Origin of the sequence: Actinotalea lenta (assembly GCF_030586465.1) — a bacterium.
Classification (GTDB): Bacteria; Actinomycetota; Actinomycetes; order Actinomycetales; family Cellulomonadaceae; genus Actinotalea; species Actinotalea lenta.
In genome coordinates, this window is sequence record NZ_JAUQYP010000001.1 from 2,724,699 (window position 1) to 2,745,626 (window position 20,928).

General features: G+C 73.2%; 18 protein-coding genes. 5 read left to right on the plus strand and 13 right to left on the minus strand.

All coding sequences use genetic code 11. The features are described 5' to 3' along the window. Positions 1 to 6 precede the first annotated feature (6 nt). From Q6348_RS13040 to lepA, 4 genes are all read right to left on the minus strand, one after another. A complete protein-coding gene (locus Q6348_RS13040) occupies positions 7 to 948 on the minus strand; it encodes a hypothetical protein (protein WP_304601708.1) in 942 nt (313 codons plus the stop codon). A gap of 211 nt (positions 949 to 1,159) precedes the next feature. Next, complete coding sequence (hemW, locus tag Q6348_RS13045) at positions 1,160 to 2,392, minus strand: radical SAM family heme chaperone HemW (protein ID WP_304601709.1); 1,233 nt, start codon at positions 2,390 to 2,392, stop codon at positions 1,160 to 1,162. Then, positions 2,392 to 3,057 carry an MOSC domain-containing protein gene (locus Q6348_RS13050; protein WP_304601711.1) on the minus strand — a complete coding sequence of 222 codons (666 nt, stop codon included), beginning with the start codon at positions 3,055 to 3,057 and terminating at the stop codon, positions 2,392 to 2,394. The genes hemW and Q6348_RS13050 overlap by 1 nt, the downstream gene beginning before the upstream one ends. Beyond that, complete coding sequence (lepA, locus tag Q6348_RS13055) at positions 3,054 to 4,937, minus strand: translation elongation factor 4 (protein WP_304601712.1); 1,884 nt, start codon at positions 4,935 to 4,937, stop codon at positions 3,054 to 3,056. The genes Q6348_RS13050 and lepA overlap by 4 nt, the downstream gene beginning before the upstream one ends. A 114-nt stretch (positions 4,938 to 5,051) precedes the next feature. On the opposite strand from lepA, the gene Q6348_RS13060 reads away from it, so the two are divergent. From Q6348_RS13060 to rpsT, 3 genes are all read left to right on the plus strand, one after another. After that, positions 5,052 to 5,738 carry a maleylpyruvate isomerase family mycothiol-dependent enzyme gene (locus Q6348_RS13060; protein ID WP_304601713.1) on the plus strand — a complete coding sequence of 229 codons (687 nt, stop codon included), beginning with the start codon at positions 5,052 to 5,054 and terminating at the stop codon, positions 5,736 to 5,738. Between the two features lie 171 nt (positions 5,739 to 5,909). Continuing rightward, positions 5,910 to 6,911, plus strand: a complete 1,002-nt coding sequence (locus tag Q6348_RS13065; protein WP_304601714.1) for a zinc-dependent alcohol dehydrogenase — start codon at positions 5,910 to 5,912, stop codon at positions 6,909 to 6,911. 202 nt (positions 6,912 to 7,113) lie between these two features. After that, complete coding sequence (rpsT, locus tag Q6348_RS13070) at positions 7,114 to 7,374, plus strand: 30S ribosomal protein S20 (RefSeq protein ID WP_304601715.1); 261 nt, start codon at positions 7,114 to 7,116, stop codon at positions 7,372 to 7,374. 113 nt (positions 7,375 to 7,487) lie between these two features. On the opposite strand, the gene Q6348_RS13075 is transcribed toward rpsT, so the two are convergent. The 9 genes from Q6348_RS13075 to Q6348_RS13115 all read right to left on the minus strand — a co-directional run bounded on the left by Q6348_RS13075 (position 7,488) and on the right by Q6348_RS13115 (position 18,483). Beyond that, complete coding sequence (locus Q6348_RS13075) at positions 7,488 to 8,834, minus strand: helix-turn-helix domain-containing protein (protein WP_304601716.1); 1,347 nt, start codon at positions 8,832 to 8,834, stop codon at positions 7,488 to 7,490. Positions 8,835 to 9,035: 201 nt separating this feature from the next. After that, a complete protein-coding gene (locus Q6348_RS13080) occupies positions 9,036 to 9,164 on the minus strand; it encodes a hypothetical protein (RefSeq protein ID WP_304601717.1) in 129 nt (42 codons plus the stop codon). 182 nt (positions 9,165 to 9,346) lie between these two features. Next, positions 9,347 to 10,357, minus strand: coding sequence for a DNA polymerase III subunit delta (gene holA / locus Q6348_RS13085; RefSeq protein ID WP_304601718.1), 1,011 nt, complete (start codon positions 10,355 to 10,357; stop codon positions 9,347 to 9,349). Further along, on the minus strand, positions 10,354 to 11,862 hold the full coding sequence (locus Q6348_RS13090) for a ComEC/Rec2 family competence protein (protein ID WP_304601719.1): 1,509 nt from the start codon (positions 11,860 to 11,862) through the stop codon (positions 10,354 to 10,356). The genes holA and Q6348_RS13090 overlap by 4 nt, the downstream gene beginning before the upstream one ends. Next, positions 11,859 to 12,545, minus strand: a complete 687-nt coding sequence (locus Q6348_RS13095) for a ComEA family DNA-binding protein (protein ID WP_304601720.1) — start codon at positions 12,543 to 12,545, stop codon at positions 11,859 to 11,861. The genes Q6348_RS13090 and Q6348_RS13095 overlap by 4 nt, the downstream gene beginning before the upstream one ends. A gap of 104 nt (positions 12,546 to 12,649) precedes the next feature. Next, on the minus strand, positions 12,650 to 15,562 hold the full coding sequence (gene leuS / locus Q6348_RS13100) for a leucine--tRNA ligase (RefSeq protein WP_304601721.1): 2,913 nt from the start codon (positions 15,560 to 15,562) through the stop codon (positions 12,650 to 12,652). 88 nt (positions 15,563 to 15,650) lie between these two features. Continuing rightward, the gene (locus Q6348_RS13105) at positions 15,651 to 16,406 is read right to left on the minus strand and encodes a YceI family protein (protein WP_304601722.1); all 756 of its coding nucleotides are present in this window, start codon (positions 16,404 to 16,406) and stop codon (positions 15,651 to 15,653) included. A gap of 105 nt (positions 16,407 to 16,511) precedes the next feature. Then, a complete protein-coding gene (locus Q6348_RS13110) occupies positions 16,512 to 18,146 on the minus strand; it encodes a metallophosphoesterase family protein (protein ID WP_304601723.1) in 1,635 nt (544 codons plus the stop codon). Between the two features lie 91 nt (positions 18,147 to 18,237). Beyond that, positions 18,238 to 18,483: a hypothetical protein gene (locus Q6348_RS13115; RefSeq protein ID WP_304601724.1), complete on the minus strand. Its 246-nt coding sequence runs from the start codon at positions 18,481 to 18,483 to the stop codon at positions 18,238 to 18,240. A 96-nt stretch (positions 18,484 to 18,579) separates the two neighbouring features. Here Q6348_RS13115 and Q6348_RS13120 point away from each other — a divergent pair, with 96 nt between their 5' ends. Together Q6348_RS13120 and Q6348_RS13125 are read left to right on the plus strand one after the other, a co-directional pair. Further along, positions 18,580 to 19,632, plus strand: coding sequence for a zinc-binding dehydrogenase (locus Q6348_RS13120; RefSeq protein ID WP_304601725.1), 1,053 nt, complete (start codon positions 18,580 to 18,582; stop codon positions 19,630 to 19,632). 145 nt (positions 19,633 to 19,777) lie between these two features. Continuing rightward, the gene (locus tag Q6348_RS13125; RefSeq protein WP_304601726.1) at positions 19,778 to 20,776 is read left to right on the plus strand and encodes a serine/threonine-protein kinase; all 999 of its coding nucleotides are present in this window, start codon (positions 19,778 to 19,780) and stop codon (positions 20,774 to 20,776) included. The last annotated feature ends 152 nt before the right edge of the window (positions 20,777 to 20,928 follow it).

The window sequence follows — 20,928 nt, forward strand, 5'->3', positions numbered from 1 at the left end:
GGACTGTCAGGCCGCGACGGGCCCGTTCACCAACCTGCGGTACAGGAAGGTGGTCGCCAGGACGGCGAGCGGGACGGCCACGAAGTCACCGAGGCCGAGCAGCAGGCCACCGACGAAGACCGCGACGGCCGACACCAGGTACACCAGGACGACCGGGCCGACGTTCTTGCTCACCAGCGAGAAGCTCGCCTTGATCGCATCCACGGCACCCATCCCCTGGTCCACGGCGAAGAAGATCGCGAACACCGCGAAGAACCCGACCACGACGCCGCCGAGGCCGCCCAGGAAGAACGTCACCAGGCTGGCGAGCCAGGTCGCCAGTCCGACGAGCAGCGCGGTCACGATCACGCGGCCGAGGTTGGGGTAGGTGTAGAAGGTACCCACGGAGATCCGCTCCCCGTTGGCCACCCGCAGCGAGGCGTTGACCATGCCAGCGGCGGCCAGCATGGCCACGACCATCCCGAGGATCCCGACCAGGGCGAGCGAGCCGAAGCCGACGCCCAGGAGCCCGCCACCACGCAGGTTGCCGTTCGCGTCGATCGTCATGGTGCTGGCGCCCGCAGCCATGATCAGGTACGGGATGCCGGCGAGGACGAAGCCGAGCACGGCGTAGCCCAGCATCCCGAGGATGTACGGGCCGACGTTCTGGGTGAACTTGTTCCAGCCCCAGCCGAACGCGTCACCCACACCCACCTGCGAGCCGGGCGCACCGTACCCGGGCGGTGGCGCCTGGTACCCGGGCGGAGGTGCCTGGTACCCGGGCGGAGGTGCCTGGTACCCGGGCGGTGGCGCCTGGTACCCGGGCGGAGGTGCCTGGTAGCCACCGGGAGGCGGGGGTGCCTGGTAGCCGCCGGGAGGCGGGGGGTTCTGTCCGGGTGGCGGCGGCGGCGCTGCGGGTGGATTCTGGTCGGACGCCGGCGTGGGCTGGGAGCCCGGGTTCTCAGTCACTCGTCCTCCTCGCACGTACGTCGACGGAGTCGCCGACGACTGTGCGCCAGCGAATCGATAATGCGGCTCTCGTGTCAAGGGTCCACGCGGTCCGATCACGGCCCGAGAGGTCCACCTTCACCCGCGTGATCCATGGCCGTCACGGTCTTCGACGCCCCGGCCGAGGACCTCGAGCACCGCTGCCGGAGCGCTGCTCGCCCATTGACCCGGCTCAGGCCGTGAGCGCCCGCACCACGGCGTCAGCGAGCAGCCTGCCTCGACGGGTCAGCACCACCCGCCCCCGCACCGCTGCCGCACCATCCACCAGTCCGTCCGCGACCAGCCCCGCCACTGCGGTCCGGCCACCGGGGGCCAGGCTCTGCACCGCGAGCCCCTCGGCCACCCGCACGCCGAGCAGGGTCCGTTCCAACGCCACCGACGCCGCGTCCAGGAGCTCGCGGCCGGCCGCCGGGGTGCGGTGCCTCGCTAGCCGCTCCGCGTAGGGGCGCGGATGCTTGACGTTCCACCACCGCACCGAGGCTTGCGGGGTACCGACGTGCGAGTGCGCACCGGGCCCCACACCCCACCAGTCGGAACCGCGCCAGTAGGCCTCGTTGTGGCGGCACGCGGCGCCGGGCCGAGCCCAGTTGCTCACCTCGTACCACGCGAGGCCGGCGGCCGACGCGAGCTCGTCGACGAGCTCGTACTTGGTCGCCTGGTCGTCGGGATCCGGCGCGGGCAGCAGCCCCCGGCGCACCTGGCCCGCCATCCTGGTGCCGTCCTCGACCACCAGGGCATACGCCGACAGGTGGTCCACACCCGTCTCCAGGGCCGCCTCGACCGAGCGCCGCCAGTCCTCGACGGTCTCGCCCGGAGTGCCGTAGATGAGGTCCAGCGACACCGCGAGCCCTGCCCGACGCGCCCACGCCACGACCTGCGGCACGCGGTCCGGGTCGTGCGTGCGGTCCAGCGTCGCCAGCACGTGGCGGACAGCGGACTGCATGCCGAAGGACACCCGCGTGAAGCCCGCCTCGGCCAGCCGCTCGAGCGCCGCCTCGTCCACGGAGTCCGGGTTGGCCTCGGTCGTGACCTCGGCGTCAGGATCCAGGCCGAGCTCGTCGCGCGCCGTGGCGAGCATCCGTGCGAGGTCGGACGTCGGCAGCATCGTCGGGGTCCCGCCGCCGACGAAGACCGTGCTGAGCGACCGTGCCCGGCCGACCGAGCTCAGCGTCCGGGCCGCGAGTGCGATCTCCAGGGAGGCGGTGGTCGCATAGCCGGCCTGGTCGGCTCCCCCGCCCAGCTCCGCGGCGGTGTACGTCGTGAAGTCGCAGTACCCGCACCGCACGCGGCAGAAGGGCACGTGCAGGTACAGCCCCAGGCCCGGTGCGGCCGGCGGCACGTCGGCGAGCCAGCCGGGCAGCGAGCCGTCGTCCGGCACGGCCTCACCCACGGGAAGAGCCGGCACTACCGGTCGCTCCCGGAGGGCTCGGGCGCCCTGCCCGCCGCGGTCTCGAGCCCGGCGCGCAGGTAGTCGGCCGGCTCCCACTCGCCGGAGCGTGCATGGACGAGGACCGCGCGGGCGTCCTCGGGATGCTCGGCCCCGAACCACCGCGCCACGCTCACGCCGTGCGTCGGACGGTCCAGCACGGTCACCTGGTCCCCCGCCCGGACCTCTCCCCCGCGCACGACGCGCAGGTACACCCCGGGCCTGCCACGCTCGGTGTACCGCCGGACCCAGCCGTCCTGGCCGAGCCACCGCCCGAACGTGGCGCACGGGCTTCTGGGGCCGGTCACCTCCACCTCGATATCGCCGATCCGCCATCGTTCGCCGAGGAGCGCGTCGTCGACGGGCAGGCCGGCCACCCGCAGGTTCTCGCCGAACGCACCCGGCGCAAGCTCGGCACCCAGCTGCGCGCTCCACCACGCGATCTCCGCCGCGTCCACGGCGTACAGCGCCTTGTCCTCGCCTCCGTGGTGCTTGCGGTCCGCCTGCACGTCACCGCGCAGCCCGAACCGGCCGACACGCACAGGCCCGTCCACGGGTCGCTTGTCGATCGCGGTGACGCCGGCGGTCCCGGCGTCGGGGTGGAGCGCACCGACGACGCACACCGCGGCGACGACGGCGCTCACTTCTTCGCCTTGTCGTCCTTGCCGGAGTCGGTGGACAGCGCCGCGATGAAGGCCTCCTGCGGCACGTCGACCCGGCCGATCGTCTTCATCCGCTTCTTGCCCTCCTTCTGCTTCTCCAGCAGCTTGCGCTTGCGGGTGATGTCGCCGCCGTAGCACTTGGCGAGCACGTCCTTGCGCATCGCGCGGACCGTCTCACGTGCGATCACGCGGCTGCCGACGGCCGCCTGGATGGGCACCTCGAACTGCTGGCGCGGGATGAGCTCCTTGAGCTTGCCGGCCATCGCGACGCCATAGGAGTACGCCTTGTCCTTGTGCACGATGGCGCTGAACGCGTCCACCTGCTCGCCCTGGAGCAGCACGTCCACCTTGACCAGGTCCGACGCCTGGTCACCGGCCGGTTCGTAGTCCAGCGACGCGTACCCCTTGGTCCGGGACTTGAGCTGGTCGAAGAAGTCGAACACGATCTCCGCGAGCGGCAGGGTGTAGCGCATCTCGACCCGCTCGGGCGACAGGTAGTCCATGCCGAGGAGCTCGCCGCGGCGACTCTGGCACAGCTCCATGATCGCGCCGATGTACTCCGAGGGTGCCAGCACGGTCGCCCGCACCACGGGCTCGCGGACCTCGGAGATCTTGCCGCCGGGGAACTCGCTGGGGTTGGTGACCTGGTGCACGGTGCGGTCCTCCATGGTCACGGTGTAGACCACGTTGGGCGCGGTGGAGATCAGGTCCAGGTCGAACTCGCGCTCGAGCCGCTCGCGGACGATCTCCAGGTGCAGGAGCCCCAGGAACCCGACGCGGAAGCCGAACCCGAGTGCGACCGACGTCTCCGGCTCGTAGGCGAGCGCCGCGTCGTTGAGCTTGAGCTTGTCGAGCGCGTCGCGCAGCACCGGGTAGTCGGAGCCGTCGATCGGGTACAGCCCGGAGTACACCATCGGCTTGGGGTCGTGGTACTCCGCGAGGGCCTGCGGAGCGGGCTTGGACTGGTTGGTGACCGTGTCACCGACCTTGGAGTGCCGCACGTCCTTCACGCCCGTGATGAGGTACCCGACCTCGCCCACGCCGAGCCCCTGGGTGGGGATGGCCTCGGGCGAGATCACGCCGATCTCGAGGAGCTCGTGCGTCGCCCGGGTCGACATCATCAGGATCCGCTCACGCGGCGACAGGTGCCCGTCCACCACGCGCACGTAGGTCACCACGCCCCGGTAGGTGTCGTAGACCGAGTCGAAGATCATCGCGCGTGCTGCGGCGTCCGCGTCACCGACCGGAGCGGGGACCTCGGCCACGATGCGGTCGAGCAGCTCCGCCACGCCTGCCCCGGTCTTGCCGGAGACCCGGAGGACGTCCTCCGGGTCGCCCCCGACCAGGCCCGCGATCTCCTCGGCGTACCGGTCGGGCTGCGCGGCGGGCAGGTCGATCTTGTTGAGCACCGGGATGATCGCCAGGTCCTGCTCCATCGCCAGGTACAGGTTCGCCAGCGTCTGCGCCTCGATGCCCTGGGCAGCGTCCACCAGCAGCACGGCGCCCTCGCACGCCGCGAGGGACCGCGAGACCTCATAGGTGAAGTCCACGTGGCCCGGGGTGTCGATCATGTTCAGCGCATACGCCTGGCTGCCCCCGCCGGGCTCGGCGACGGCCCAGGGCATCCGCACGGCCTGGGACTTGATGGTGATGCCCCGCTCACGCTCGATCTCCATCCGGTCGAGGTACTGCGCGCGCATGGTGCGTTCGTCGACCACACCGGTGAGCTGCAGCATCCGGTCCGCCAACGTCGACTTGCCGTGGTCGATGTGGGCGATGATGCAGAAGTTGCGCAGCAGGTGCGGCGGGGTGGCGGCCGGGGCGATCGTCGCGACCTGCGCGGCGTTCGGGATCGGGGACAACGCACTCCTGGTCAGGGTCGAGGTGGTGGGCCTGCGATGCAGGTCTGGCGACACTCATCGTCCCACGACGACTGCCGAACAGCCGCACGGGCACCCGTGCGCGATCATGGCGCCGTGACCCTGGACCACCTCGCGGCGCTCGCCGACACCCAGCGCCGGTTCGCCGCGACGCTGGCGACCACCGACCCGGAGGCACCGGTGACCTCGTGCGGGGCGTGGCGGGTCGCCGACCTCGCGCTGCACCTCGGCGGCGTGCACTGGTGGGCGGCGGCCATGGCGCTGGGCGTGGACCTGGATCCGCACGAGCCCGCACGGCCGCGGGACGCGGCGAGCCTGACCGCCTTCTACACGTGGGCGGCCGGGCACCTCGTCGACACCCTGGCCGAGGTCGGCGACACGCCCGCGTTGACCCTGGTCGGTCGCGGGCCGGCGACGTTCTGGCGCCGGCGCCAGCTGCACGAGACGCTCATCCACCTCTGGGACCTGCAGGAGGCGGCCGGCGCCGGTCACGACGCGCTCCCCGACGAGGTGTGGGCGGACGCCGTGGCGGAGGTGGCGGACACCCTGGCACCGCGCCAGGTCCGGATCGGCCGCGCCCCGACGTTCCCGCACGCGATCGATCTCGCGTGTGCGCAGGGCGCGTGGCGGCTCGGTCCCGGCGGACCTGCGGCCGCCACGGTGCGGGCCACCGCCCGGGACCTGGCGCTGGTCCTGTGGCACCGCGTCGACGCCGTCACCCTGACGGTGACCGGCGACCGCACCGCGGCCCACCGCACACTCGCCCTACCCCTGACGCCGTGATCGCGGCGCTCCGGCCAGATCGCGGCACCCCGGCCAGATCGCGGCGCCCCGCACGCCGCGGTCTGTGATCGCCGCCGCGTTCCGTCGTGGCGCCGGGGCCGCCACGCCGAGTGGGGGCACCGGGGTGGCAGGATCGGGACGACCCACGAATCGATCCGACCGAGGAGCACCATGCGCGTCGCGCGCCTGCACGCCGCCCGAGACCTCCGGCTGTCCGTCGAGCCCGATGCCGTCGCGGGCGACGGCGAGAGCCTGATCCGCGTCGGCGCCGTCGGCATCTGCGGTTCCGACCTGCACTGGTGGACCGAGGGCAGCGTCGGTGAGACCGCCCTGGCCGACCCGGTGGTCCCGGGGCATGAGATGGCCGGCCACGTCGTCGGCGGCCCGTGGGACGGCCAGCTCGTCGCGATCGATCCGGCGATCCCGTGCGGACGGTGCCCACGGTGCCTGGAGGGCGACCCGAACCTGTGCCCCGAGGTGCGGTTCGCGGGCCACGGCGGCACCGACGGCCCGCTGCGCGAGCTGATGGCCTGGCCGACGTCCCGGCTGCACCCGCTGCCGTCGTCGATGGATCCCGTGGACGGCGCCGTCCTCGAACCGCTCGGGGTGGCGCTGCACGCCGTGGACCTGGCACACGTGCGTCTCGGCATGACCGCAGCCGTCGTCGGCCTCGGACCGATCGGGCTGCTCGCGGTCCAGCTGCTGCGCGCTGCGGGCGCCGTGCGCGTGGTGGGCGTCGAGCCGCTACCCCACCGCCGCGAGGCGGCGCTCGCCGCCGGCGCCGACGACGCCGTGCCACCGCAGGACGCCGAGGCGCTCGGCGCGTCCCTGGGCGACGGCGCGGACGTCGTGCTGGAGATCGCCGGCAACGACGACGCGATCGCGACCGCCGTGGCGCTGGCCAGGCCTGGAGCACGTGTACTGCTCGCCGGCATCCCGAGCACCCCGGACAGCGCCTACCCGGCTGCCGTGGCGCGCCGCAAGGGCCTGAGCCTGCTCCTCGTGCGCCGCATGAAGGACGTCTACCCGCGCACGATCGCGCTGGTGCAGTCCGGGCTCGTGGACCTGGGCGACGTGGTGACCCACCGGTTCGGGCTCTCGGAGGCGGCCACGGGGTTCGACCGGGCCGCCGAGCGCGCCGGGCTCAAGACCGTGATCCTGCCCCAGTCCTGAGCGCCGACCGGCCCGCGGCGCCCCGCTGTGGGCTCGCTGACGGCGCCGAGCGGCTGATACCCTAGGCGACCGCGTGTCCGCCCAGGTCGGCGGGCACAGGTCCGGATCCTCTCCGCGGGTGTCCCCACGCCCCAGTCCCGGGTTCGGGCACGTCCTCTACGACCTGTCAGATCGCTCCGGCGAACACACAAGAGAGTCAAACGTGGCCAACATCAAGTCCCAGATCAAGCGGATCCGCACCAACGAGGCAGCCCGGCTGCGCAACAAGGCGGTGCGCTCCGAGCTCAAGACGCACGTCCGTCGGGTGCGCGACGCCGTCGCGGCCGGCGACAAGGACGCCGCCGCCACGGCGCTGCGCACCGCCTCCACGAAGCTCGACAAGGCGGTCAGCAAGGGCGTGATCCACGCCAACCAGGCTGCCAACCGCAAGTCGTCGCTCGCGAAGCAGGTCGCCGGGCTCTGAGCCGGTCGGCACACAGCAGACCACACGACGAGGGTGCCTCCCGATGGGAGGCACCCTCGTTGCATCGCGTCGCCCCGACTCCCCCTGCCGGCCGGGAGGGACGTATCTCGACCTCAGGACTCGCCGAGCTCCCCGAAGCCGACGGCGAGCGGGAGGCGAGTGGTCATCGAGAAGGTCGTCGGGCGGATGCCCGCTTCGTCGAGGGCGGTGGCGTAGGCCCCCGACGCGCCGGCCGGGTCGCCGAGGGCCACCAGCCGGTCACCCAACGACCGCCACACCGAAGCGGACTGGCGGCCGGCGGACAGCATCGCGAGGCGATCGGCCGACCAGCGGTACTCCACGAGCGCCTCGTCGAGTCGGCCCGTCGCCGCCAGCGCGTCGCCCAGCACGATGTGCGCGTCGCACGCGTCGAAGTCGCCGCTGTCCCCGATGCGCTCGAGGCTCGCCCGGGTCAGCTCCTCGGCGCGGGCGGCATCACCGAGCAGGAGGTGGGCACGGCCGGTCTCGAACATGCACCGTGCAAGCTCCAGCTCGGTACCGACGTTGACCAACCCCTCGGCGGCCGCCTGGAGCTGCTCGAGAGCCGCAACGGGCTCGGGCGGGTTGCTCCGCAGCAGCAGCCAGCCGTAGTGCAGCCGCAGACGCGGCACGTCCCGCGTCGGCTCCGCCTCGCTGAGGTATGCCAGGGCGCGCTCGGTGAGCCGGCGCGCTTCGGCGTACTCACCCCGGCCCTCGGCGACGAGGGACGCATTCCAGTAGACGCTCCCGCGGCCCCGCCGGGTGCCGTCCCGCTCGGCGAGCTCGATCAAGCCGGAGGCACGGTGCGCGGCGAACAGCAGGTCGCCGCGCTGGTAGTAGGACCACAGGATGGACGACGCCAGGCGAAGGTGTTCGTCCGTGGCGGACAGGCCCGCGGCCTCGAGCTCCGCGAGGACCTCCTCGCCCAGCTCGATGCTGTGACTGAGGTCACCGGCCTCGACGTAGATCGCCACGAGGTAGGCGGCCTGGTTCGCGGCCTGCAGCCACCGCCCCTGCGAGCGCGCCTCGTTCAGGAGGGGCTCGAGCACGGAGACGGCCGCGTCCAGGTCCCCGAGCGCCTCGTGAGCCTGGGCGAGCGCGAACCTCGCCTCGACGCGGTGCCGGGGTGCGATCGTCGAGAGGTCGAGCGCGAGCAGCCGCTCGCGCGCGTCCGCGGCCTCGCCGTTGGCCAGCGCGAGCCTCGCGTAGCCCAGCTCGAGCCGGGCGCGCTCCTCGCTCGGAGCCTTGTCGCCGTAGCGCAGGTAGTCGGGCGTCGTGCCCAGCCGCTCGGCCAGGACCGTCAGCGCCCGGTCGGTGGGCGTCCGGCGGCCCGCCTCGATCAAGGAGACGTAGGAAGGCGAGAAGTCGTCCCCGGCGAGCGCCGTCTGGGACAGGCCCGCGCGCACTCGTTCGGCGCGGACGCGATCGGAGAGCTCAGTCACAACACATCACCTTATCCGTGACTTGCCGGGGATGACAGAGCCGGGAGGTCGGGAGCCTCCCGAACCGGGCGTTCCGGGTGCACAACCACCCGGATGGCTCAGCGCGTGCCCGCCCGTTGGGACGCAGCCTTGCTGGCCCCTGGGCCGCCGACGCACGCCGTCGGCGGCCCCGGGCCCGCGGAGAGGGATCCGCGAGGGTCGTCAGAACGACGCCTTGCAGCAGCCGGTGCTCTGCGTGCTCACGGTCGAGCCCCCACCCAGAGGCAGACCGACGATCGCGAGCGTGGCGGACAGCAGGGTGACGGTGGCGGCCTTGACGATGGTGGTCATCGTGAACTCCTCGTTCGGGGACTGTCATCATCACTATGACAGACTTCCGCGCGTTGTCCAGCCCTGAACGGCGTGGCCAAATGCCTCTTTCCTGCACAAACGCGACCGAAATCGATGTGATGTTCGTCACGCCTAGCTAAGAGTTCATTCGCAGGACATGCCTGAGTCACATGTGTTATGACTCAGTTCCCCGCCGCGGCCGCGATCCGCAGCACGGCCCGCTCGACGGCGAAGACCGGGTCACGCCCGGCTCCCTTCACCTCGGCGTCCGCCTGCGCGACCGCCGTGATCGCCGCCGCCAAGGTCTCCGGTCGCCATGCGGTCAGCTCGCGGCGCGCCCGGTCCATCTGCCACGGTGCCATCCCGAGGTCACCCGCCGTCAGCCCGCGTCCTCGTGCCGCCGCCACCTTGGCCAGCACCCGGAGCCGGACAGCCAGGGCGGCCACCAAGGGCACCGGGTCGGTGCCGGTCGCCACGGCGTGACGCAGGAGCGCAACCGCCTCGCCGGCGCGACCGGCCACGGCGGCGTCGGCGACCCGGAAGCCGGTGGCCTCCACGCGGCCGCCGTAGTAGCGCGTCACGACGTCGGCCCCGATCACGCCCGTCGTGTCCGCGAGGAGCTGCTGGCACGCAGCCGCGAGCTCGCGCAGGTCCGCACCGCACGCCTCGACCAGCGCGCGCACCGCCGCCGGCTCGGCGCGGCGCCCGCCGCGGCGAAGCTCCGCTACCGCGAAGTCCGTCTTGTCGCTGTCGCGCTTGACCGGGTCGCACGCGACCTCGGTGGCCCCGGCGGCGCGCACCGCATCCAGGGTCGGCCGCCCACGGTTGCCACCGCCGTGCACCGCGACGAGCACGACGTCCGGCTCCGGCGCTCCGGCATACGCCTTGAGGTCTGCGAAGGCGGCGTCCGTGCCCGCCTCGAGCCCACCCAGCACGACGACTCGTGGCTCGCCGAACAACGAGGCGCTCGTCGCGACCCCCAGCCGACCCGGCTCGTACCCGGCCGCCTCCAGCCGGGTCACCTCGACCTCCGGGTCCTCGGCTCGGGCCTGCTGCACGACCCGATCGACCGCACGCTCGGCGAGCAGGCCCTCCGGACCCGTGACGAGCACCAAGGGCGCCGGGGTCACCTTGTCCCAGGGGATCGTCGTCGCGCGCGCCACGGAGCACAGCCTGCCACGTGCCGCCGTCATCGTCGGCGCCGCCCGCGCTCGGCGAGCAGCGCCCGTCCCGCGCACCAGGCCGCCCCGGTGAGTGCCGCGAGCGCGACCGCCCCGCCGGGACCCCCGTGCCATGGTGTCCGCGCGCCCGGGAGCGTGGCGACCACGCGCGCGACGGTGGCGATCCACGTGGCAGGGATCGCGGCGACGGCCGCCACGGCCCCGGCCGGCGCCGGAGCCACGGGCCCCAGGAGGAGCGTCACGAGCCCCAGCACGGTGACGGGTACCACGGCCGGTGCCGCGACGAGGTTGGCCGGCACCGCCCACGGGGTGACGACGGGGTCCACCAGCGCCAGGACGGGACCGACGGCGCTCTGCGCCGCCAGCGGGACCGTGACTGCCAGCCACCACCGTCGCGTCCGGTCGGTGCGGCCCAGCGCCCGGGCAGCCGGCCCCGCCAGCAGCACGATCGCCGCCGTGGCAGCCACCGACAGCCGGAAGCCGAGCGTGCCGGTCGCCCACGGGTCCACCACGACCAACACCACGACCACCGCGGCGAGCGCGGGAAGCGGCACCGCACGGCGTCCGACGCCGAGCCCGATCGCCCCGACCGCACCGGTGGCCACGGCGCGGAGCACCGCCGCTCCCCCACCGACGACCACCGCGAACGCCACGGCGGCCAGGGCCGCGGCACCGGCGCGGACCCACCGCGGCGCGCGCACCGCTCCCGTCGCCGCGAGCGCCAGCATCACCACGACGGCGACGTGCTGACCGGAGACCGCCACCAGGTGGGCGAGACCGGCGGCGCGCAGCGCGTCGGCGAGCTCTGGGGCGACCTGCGAGGTGTCGCCGACGGTGCTGCCAGGCACGAGCCCCCGGGCGTCGGCCGGAAGCCCGGCAGTGGCGGTGCGCAGGCCGTCCCTCAGCCGGGCGACCGCCGCCTGCGCGGGCGGCGGCCCACGCAGCGCGGTGGCGGACGTCGCGGTCAGCACCGCGGACTGCGCCCCTCGCGCGGCTGCGAGGCGCCCGACGACCCGCAGCCGCGTGCCGGGCGGGTGGTCGAGCCCCGCGCCATCCCCCACGATGAGGACGTCGGCTCGGGTGCGTGTCGTCGTTCCTCCCACGGTCACGGCTGTCAGACGCATCCTCGTGCGCACCCGGTACACCTCCGGCGCCCACGGGGCCCGGTCGGCGACCGGGTGTGCCGTGAGCGTGCCGACCGCGATGACCACGGCACCTCGCGCGGCCGCGGCGGCCACCGGTCCCCGCTCGCGCGCGGCCAGCTGCACGGCACAGGACAGCAGGACGGCTGCCGCCGCCGCGAGCGCGACCACGACCGGCCCGGCCGACGGCGGCCGGGCGGACCGGTGCCGACCACGTCCGGGTAGCACCGTGGCGGCGACGACGGCGCCGCACCCGAGGGCGAGGACGAGCCCGGCCACGGCTCCGCGGGCGGTGAGCCGGGTCCCGACCGTCGCAGCCAGCCAAGCGGCGACCGCGGCGGGCACGAGCCGCAGGTCGAGCGGCCCGACGCTCACACGCGCACCTGGCCGCGCAGGTCGGCGAGCAGGTTCGGACCGATACCGGTCACCTCCGCGAGCTCGTCGACCGAGGAGAACCGACCGTGCTCGGTGCGCCAGGCCACGATCCGCCTGGCGAGCACCGGGCCGATGCCCGGCAGCGCCTCCAGGTCGGCTGCGTCGGCACTGTTGAGGTCGAGGCCCGGCTGTTGCGCGGTGGCCGTCCCGGGCCCAGGGACCACCACCTGCTCGCCGTCGTCCAGCACGCGGGCCAGGTTCACCGCCGCCACCTGAGCGTCGGCGGTCGGGCCGCCGGCGGCATCCAGCGCGTCGACCACCCGCGAGCCGGCCGGCAGGTGGACGACGCCGGGCGCGCGCACCTCGCCGACGACGTCGACCACCACCTCGCCGGTCGTACCGGACGTGGGCGTGGCATCGGCAGGCAACGTGACGAGCACCGCGGGCTCGGCTGGCCATGAGCGCCACGCGACCACGCCCGCGAGCAGGAGCAGCAGGCCACCGGCCGCAAGCGCCACCGCGGGCCGGATCCGCCAGCGCGCTACCGGCCGGGTCGGGGTGGGCCCGGAACGCGCCGCAGCCTCGAGGGCTCGTCGCGTCCGCTCCCGCGCCCCCTGGAGCAGGTCCTCCCGGTCGGGCGGCCGGGTCAGGCCGGCCAGGCGGTCACGGGCGTCGGTCGTCACGCCCCGACGCTAGGCAGGCGGCCGTGCCCCCCGGACGCAGGTCCGGGACGGCTGTGGAGGCCCATGCCCCGCACGAGCTGTGGACGGTGCAGGACCGGTCCGCGTCAGACCACGATGTTGACGAGCGCGGGCGGCCTGGCGATCACCCGGCGCGCAGCCTTGCCGGCCATCGCGCGTTGCGCACCGGCACTGGCCAGCGCGAGCTCGACGAGACGCTCCTCCGTGATGCTCGGCGGCACCTCGATCCGGTCGCGGACCTTGCCCTGGACCTGCACCACGCACGTCACGGTCTCCTCGACGAGGTAGGCCGGGTCGGCGACGGGGAACGGCCGGTACGCCACGCTCGGCTCGTGACCCAGTCGAGCCCAGAGCTCCTCGGCGATGTGCGGGGCGAACGGCGCGACCAGCAGCACGGCAGTCTCCGCGACGGACCGGGGAACCCGGTCCAGGCCGGTCAGGTGGTTGTTGAGGACGATCATCCGGGCGATGGCCGTGTTGAACCGCATCCCGTCCATCTCGGTGCGGACCTCGTCGACCGTGCGGTGCAGCACGCGCAGCGTCTCGTCGTCGGGCTCGACGTCGACCACCGTGACCTCGCCCGTGGCCTCGTCGACGATGTTGCGCCAGAGCCGCTGCAGGAAGCGCTGCGACCCGACCACCGCGCGGGTGTCCCAGGCCCGCGACAGGTCCAGGGGGCCCATGGACATCTCGTACAGCCTGAACGTGTCGGCCCCGTAGGTGGCGTACATCTCGTCCGGGGACACCACGTTCTTCAGCGACTTGCCGATCTTGCCGTACTCGCGGCTGACCTCCTGGCCGTTCCACCGGAAGCCGGTCGAGGCCGTCTCGTCCTCGTCGACCTCGGCTGCGGGGACGTACTGGCCACGGGCGTCGGTGTAGGCGTACGCCTGGATGTACCCCTGGTTGAACAGGGTCCGGAACGGTTCCACGGCACTGACGAAACCCAGGTCGTAGAGGACCTTGTGCCAGAACCTCGCGTACAGCAGGTGCAGCACCGCGTGCTCCACCCCGCCCACGTACAGGTCGACGCCGCCGGACGGGCCCGCCAGCTCGTCGTGCCCAGCCCCCATCCAGTAGCGCTCGAGCTCGGGGTCGACGACCACGTCGCGCCGGCCCGGGTCCAGGTAGTTGAGGTAGTACCAGCACGAACCCGCCCAGTTGGGCATGGTGTTCGTGTCACGCCGGTAGACCTTCGGCCCGTCTCCCAGGTCCAGTGTCACGTTCACCCAGTCCGTGTTGCGGCCCAGGGGCGGCTCCGGCTCGGAGCCCGCGTCGTCGGCGTCGTACGTACGCGGGGAGTAGTCCGGGACGTCCGGCAGCTCCACCGGCAGCTGGTCGTCAGGCAGGGCGATCGGCAGGTCGTTCTCGTCGTAGACGACGGGGAACGGCTCGCCCCAGTAGCGCTGCCGGCTGAACAGCCAGTCGCGCAGCCGGTACGTGACCGTCCCGCGACCGATGCCGTGCCTCTCGAGCCACGCGATGATCGTGCGCTTCGCGTCCGTGACGCTCAGTCCGTCCAGGGACAGGTCGTCGTGGGTGGAGTTCACGGCCAGCCCGTCGCCGACGTACGCCCCGTCGGAGAGGTCCCCGGGACCGTCGACCACCCGGACGACGGGCAGCTCGAAGTCCCGCGCGAAGTCCCAGTCGCGCTGGTCGTGCGCGGGGACGGCCATGATCGCGCCTGTGCCGTACCCCATCAGCACGTAGTCCGCGGTGAACACCGGGATGTACTCGCCGTTCACCGGGTTCACCGCCAGGTGCCCGGTGAACACGCCGGTCTTGCGCCCGGCGTCGGCCTGGCGCTCCACGGCGGTCTTCGCAGCCGTCGTGGCGCGGTACGCGGCGACGGCCCGCACCGGGTTCTTGTAGCCCTGGGTCCACGCGCCGTGCGTGCCGTCCGGCCACTGGGGCGGCACCTCGTCCAGCAGCGGGTGCTCAGGGGCGACCACCATGAACGTCGCGCCGAACAGCGTGTCGGGCCGCGTCGTGAAGACCTCGATCTCCTCGCCGCCGATGACCTCGAAGCGGACCTGCGCACCCTCGGACCGACCGATCCAGTTGCGCTGCATGAGGCGGACCTTCTCGGGCCAGTCGATGAGGTCCAGGTCCTCGGCCAGCCGGTCCGCGTAGGCGGTGATCCGCATGTTCCACTGCCGCAGGTCGCGCTTGAACACGGGGAAGTTCCCGCGTTCGGAGCGGCCGTCGACGGTGACCTCCTCGTTCGCCAGGACGGTGCCCAGGCCCGGGCACCAGTTGACGGGGGTCTCGGACACATAGGCCAGGCGCTGGGCGTCGATCACCCGCCGACGCTGCACGTCCTCGAGCTCCGCCCAGCTGCCGGCCCCGGCGTCGGCGGGCAGCGCGCGGGCACCGGACTCGTACTGCGCCACCAGCTCGGCGATCGGACGCGCGCGTCCCGTCCCGCCGTCCGGGCGTACCGCGTCGGCGTCGTACCAGGACTCGAAGATCTGCAGGAAGATCCATTGGGTCCAGCGCACGTACTCCGGATCGATGGTCGCGAAGGTGCGCCGCGGGTCGTGCGCCAGGCCAAGGCGCCGCAGCTGGCGGCGCATGATGCCGATGTTCTCCTCGGTGGTGGCGCGCGGGTGCTGTCCCGTCTGCACCGCGTACTGCTCGGCGGGCAGCCCGAAGGCGTCGTAGCCCAGGGCGTGCAGCACGTTGTCGCCGCACATCCGGCGGTAGCGGCCCACCACGTCTGTCGCGATGTACCCGAGCGGATGGCCGACGTGCAGTCCGGCACCCGACGGGTACGGGAACATGTCCATGAGGAAGAACGAGCGCGAACCGGGGTCGGCGTGCTCACCCGCGGCGTCGGTGAGCGCACCGTGCGGGTTCGGCGTGTGGAAGGTGCCGAGCTGGTCCCACCGGTCCTGCCACGCGAGCTCGATCTGCTGGGCCAGCGCGGCCGTGTAGCGGAACGGGACCTCGGCTGCCGTGCTGTCGGTCAGGGGCTCGGGGGACGTGGGCGTAGACACGGGCCACAGGCTACCGGGCCAGGCCGCTCCCCCCGCGCCCGGACCGCCCGGTCGCGGGGGCCGGGACGGGGGCGACCCGCGGCCCAGGTCAGTGACTCATCAGGAGGAGGAACTCCACGGTGCCTTGCGGCTCCACGGTGACGAAGCCGAGGTCGGGCGCCGTCAGGTCCAGGTCGCTGAGCGTCACCGGGACCTTCCCGGCGACCTCGAGGCCGTCGTCCGCACGCCGGACGTCGAGCTCGGCCGTCACGTCCACCGTCGCCGCTCCGATGGTCAGGGTCCCGGGCGCGGACACGGTCACCGGGCCGCTCCCACCCGCCAGCCCCGACAGGTCGACGGGTTCGGTGAGCTCGAAGGTCGCCGTCGGGTACGTCGACGTGTCCAGGGCGCGCCGGAAATACACGTCGCGCGCCGACTGGTCGGTGGTGATCGAGCCCACCTCCACCTCGATCGAGGCGGACGCGAGGTCGTTGCCACTCACCGTGGCCGTCCCGCTGACCTTGTCGGTGCGCCCCACGACCTCGACCGAGGAGCCGTTGAGCACCTCACCGATCCGGTACCCCGCCTGAGAGCCCTGGGCCACGAGCCACCGGCCGTTCAGCTCGAACCGGCCGCTCGCGGCGAGCGCGGAGTCGACCGTCTGCGAGGGCAGCGTCAGCGGACCGGGGGCCCGCTGGTCCATCACCCGGGCGTACACCCAGGGGCCGCCCGTGACCGCTCCGACCGCCAGCACGAGGGCGACGATCGTGACGACGACCCACCGGCGGCGGTGCTCGGGCCCGATCCCCGCCGGACGCGGGCCGCGCCGGGAGTCGCGGGGTCGTCCGTGCCGGTGACGCTCCACGATCCTCCTCGCCGTGCGGTGTCGTTCCAAGGCCGCCGCCCAGGGTAGCCCGCCCCACTGGGCCCGCGGCCCGCTGCGCACCGGCCCGGTGACCCACGCGGTCGCTCAGAACGGGACCGTGATCCCGGACGGCGCCTGCGGCAGGGGCTCGGGAGGTGCTCCGCTCGGCCAGGCGAGCCGGGGACCCACCAAGGCCTCCCCACTCGGCCGGACCTGGACCAGACGGTGGTACAGGATGCGGTGGGTGTCCGCGTCGAACGTGAGCACGGTCAGCTCCGCCGTGCCGTTCAGAGGGCCGATCGTCGGCTCGTTGAGCTTCGCTCCGGCCGTGGACGAAGAGATGTAGCGCACACCGGCGCCCACCCGCGTCGGGCCGTACCTGGTGTGCAGGTGGCCGGAGATCTGGGCCGGCACGCATCCGCGCTGGAGAGCCTCGTCGCCGACCCACGGCGTGTGGATCAGCAGGAGGTCGACGTCGCCGTCCTCGCAGGCGACGTCCGCGAGCCGGTGACCCTCCTGGCTGGCAGTCTCGTCACTCGCCAGGCTGGTGCCCTCCCCGATCCGGGTCTTGTTGGGGTCGGAGTCCCCCAGGATGCGGATGCCGTCGACGGTCACGACGCGGCCGGACAGCACCGTGGCGCCCACCGCGCGCTCCTCCTGCGCGGTCTTGGCGCTGTCGTGGTTGCCGTCCGAGATCACGTAGGGGACCCCGGACGGAACGGCGTGGGCGAAGGTCTGCACGCAGTACGCCTCGACCGCCGTGCCGTCCACGGTCGAGTCACCTGCATTGAGCACCATGTCGACGTCGGCCAGCCTGGCGACCCTGGTGATCACCCCGGCCATCCCCACGTTGCAGTGCAGGTCGCTCACCACGAGCGCGGTGATCGTGTTCGCGGGGCCCGGTGGCGACGGCATCAGCACCGCGGCGGCCCGCTCGCGCTGCATCTTGGCGTCCCAGGCCTTCTCGACGTTGTCCGCAGCGGTGGCGTAGAAGGCCTCGTTCTGCCGATAAGCCTGGATGGCCTGGGCGCCGTAGGTGTCGACCAGCCCCGCCAGGCGCCCGGTGATCCTGGCGCCCTGGAGCGGCGTGCCGTTGAACACCGCGGACGGGATCCCGTCGCTCTCGGGAGAGGGCGGCCGCTGCCCGCTCGCGGTGACCGTCCCGATCACGAGCACTGCGAGCGCGGTGCCACCGGCGAGCAGTCCCCTGTGCCGTCGTACGGACGCCCACAGCTCCGCACGCCGACGTGCACCCAGCAGCCATCTCACGAGTTCCCCGGCCGCGGCAGCCGCCAGGAGCGCGATGGCCGCCCGGCGTGCGGCGTCAAGGGCCAACGCACGGGCCGCCGCCTCGATCGTGGCCTGCGGGGCCGTGAAGAACTGCACATAGCGCTGCAGGTCACCGGACAGCGAGTCCAGGGTCGCGGGGCCGTCCAACGTCGTGAGCTCGGCGGGAATCTCCTCCACCACGACACGAGCGCCCAGCGTGGCCGGCAGGGGCGAGTCGATGACGACGGTACCGAGCGGGCCCAGGTCGACGGTGATCTCGTGGTCGACGGTCATCTCGTACCGCGCGAGGTGGGGTCCCAGCGTGCCGTCGGCCTGCGCCGTCGTCACGCCGAAGACCAGAGCACCCAGCACCGCGATCAGGACCACCCCGGCCCAGGACAGGGCACGGCGGAGGCGCCGCGGGGGTCGCGACACTTCCGGTACCTGGTCGGGCAGCTCGTCGTCCTTCATCGCATCTCAAGCGTCACCCATCGGCCGGTGTGCTACCAGCGCGCAGACCCGTTCGCCCTCAGCGAACAAGGCCCTGGGATCGGGTTGACCCTCAGGCCGAACGTCGCGGTGCGGTGGCCGACGCCAGACCTTCCAGTACGCGCTCGAGCAGGGGCTCGACATCGCCGGCGAGCGCGTCCTCGTCGCGCGGTGCCGGAACGGAGATGACGACGAGGCGGTCGTCCTGCGAGCTCCCCTCCCGGACGGCCACCAGGCCGCATTCACACCTCCACTCGGCGCCCGCGTCGGGACCGTCGGCGTCGGCGAAGAACACGTGCCGGTGCGTCTGCGTCCTCATGACCCCCGACGGTAGGCGGGGGCACCGACACGACGGAGCCGACACGCCGCCGACCACCCGGGTGAGCGCGTGGCCGGCGGGGTGGAGACTGGTCGGATGGCGACGATGCACGCAGTGGTGACCACCGGGGTGGGCGGATACGACCGGCTCGAGTACCGCGAGGTGCCCGTGCCGACGCCCGGAGCCGACGAGCTGCTGGTGCGGGTTCTCGCTGCCGGCGTCAACAACACCGACCTCAACACTCGGGTGGGCTGGTACTCGTCCTCGGTCTCCGGATCCACCGAGGACGCGGGTGAGGCGGACGGTCCCCGAACCGACGGGGGGTGGGGAGGCGCGACCCCGTTCCCGCTCATCCAGGGCACCGACTGCTGCGGGGTCGTGGAGACCCCCGGCGAGCTGGCCGGTCGACGAGTCCTGGTACGGCCCTGCATGCGAACGCGCGGCTTCGGCTCCCTGGACACGCAGTGGCTCGGGTCCGACCGGGACGGCGCGTTCGCGCAGTACGTGGCGGTGCCGGCCAGCGAGGTGTTCCCGGTGGACTGCGACTGGACCGATGTCGAGCTCGCCTCGTTGCCGTGCGCCTACGGCACTGCGGAGAACCTGCTGCACCGTGCCGCGGTGGGGCCCGGCGACCGGGTGCTGATCACCGGGGCTTCGGGCGGGGTGGGCTCCGCAGCGGTGCAGCTGGCGGTGCGCCGCGGCGCGACGGTCGTGGCGGTGTGCTCGGCGGCCAAGGCCGACGCGGTGCGCGCGATCGGTGCGGACCGTGTCCTGGCACGCGACGAGGACCTGGGCGAGGCGCTTGGGGCGCGCGCGGTGGACGTCGCCGTGGACACCGTCGGCGGCCCGGGCTTCGGGGACGTGCTCAGAGTCCTCCGTCGGGGCGGGCGGTACGCCACGTCGGGCGCGATCGCCGGGGCCGTCGTGCAGCTCGACCTGCGCACGGCCTACCTCAACGACCTCACACTGATCGGCGCCACGGCCTGGGACGAGCCGGTCTTCGGCGAGCTGATCCGCGCGGTCGAGGCGCACGAGCTCCGGCCGCTGGTCGCCGGCACGTTCCCGCTGGCGGACATCGTGGCCGCCCAGCAGGCGTTCGCCGCCAAGAAGCACGTCGGCAAGCTCGTCCTGGTGCCGCCCACGCCGTGACGCGTCGGCGGACCGTGCGGACGGGGCCGTCGCCGTCTCGGAGCGCGCTCGCGCGGCCGTCGAGCTAGGTTGGTGATCCAACGCCCTCCGCCCGGTTCGCGTGTCGGCAGTTCCGGCGCCTGCGGTGCGGCCTCGGAGGGATCGCATGCATAGGCTCGAGCGGGGCTTCACCCTCGCCGCCAGGTACCTCCTCGCCGATCGCATCGCCGCCGGTGGAATGGGAGAGGTCTGGGAGGCCTTCGACACCCGCCTGCAGCGCGACGTCGCCATCAAGGTCATGCACCCGTCCACCGCGGACGAGGTGACGTTCGCCCGACGCTTCAGGGACGAGGCCCTCCACGCCGGCAAGCTCTCGCACGTCAACATCGCCGCCGTCTTCGACTACGGCGAGCACGATGGCCTCGCGTTCCTGGTGATGGAACTCGTGCGCGGCGTCACGCTGGCCGAGCTGCTACGCCTCGACGGGGCGCTGCCGCCCGACGAGGCGCGCTCGGTTCTCGGGCAGACCGCGCTGGCCCTCGCCGTGGCCCACGAAGCCGGCATCGTGCACCGCGACGTCAAGCCGGCCAACATCCTGGTCGACCACGACGGTGTGGTGAAGCTCACGGACTTCGGCATCGCCAGAGCCGTCCACGGGCTCTCCCTGACCCGCACCGGGGAGATCCTGGGCACGCCTTACTACCTCAGCCCCGAACAAGCGCTGGGCGCCGAGGCGACCCCTGCCAGCGACGTGTACGCCCTCGGCGTGGTCGCGCACGAGTCCCTGACGGGTGCCAAGCCGTTCGACGGCGGCACGCCGATCGCCACCGCGCTGGCGCACGTCAAGGACCCCGCACCCCCTCTCCCGTCCACGGTGCCCGGCGACCTGTCGGAGCTCGTCACCGAGTGCCTGTCCAAGGAACCGACGATGCGACCCGCGTCCGCACGGCGGATCGCCCTGCGCCTCGGGCTCGAGCCTCCCCAGGCGCCGCACGGACTCGCGGAGATCACCAACCACCGGACGTCCGAGGCGAACCGGACCGAGCCCGAGACCGTTGCCGACCAGCGGACGCACGACACGAAGCGCGTCGCCTGGTACTGGGTCCCGATCAGCGCGGTCGCCGCACTGCTGGCGGTGTCCCTCGCCGCCCTCGCGCTCCGCTGACGGTCCCCGAGAGGTCCGCGCAGCGCCGGCGGTCGCGCCGCGGTCGCCCCGTGGGCGTCACAGCGCGACCTGCGCAGGGTCTGTGTCCATCCACAAGACGCCCCAAGGCCACGTGCGGCTCCTGGGCTCAGGATCCCGACGTGGCCTTAGAC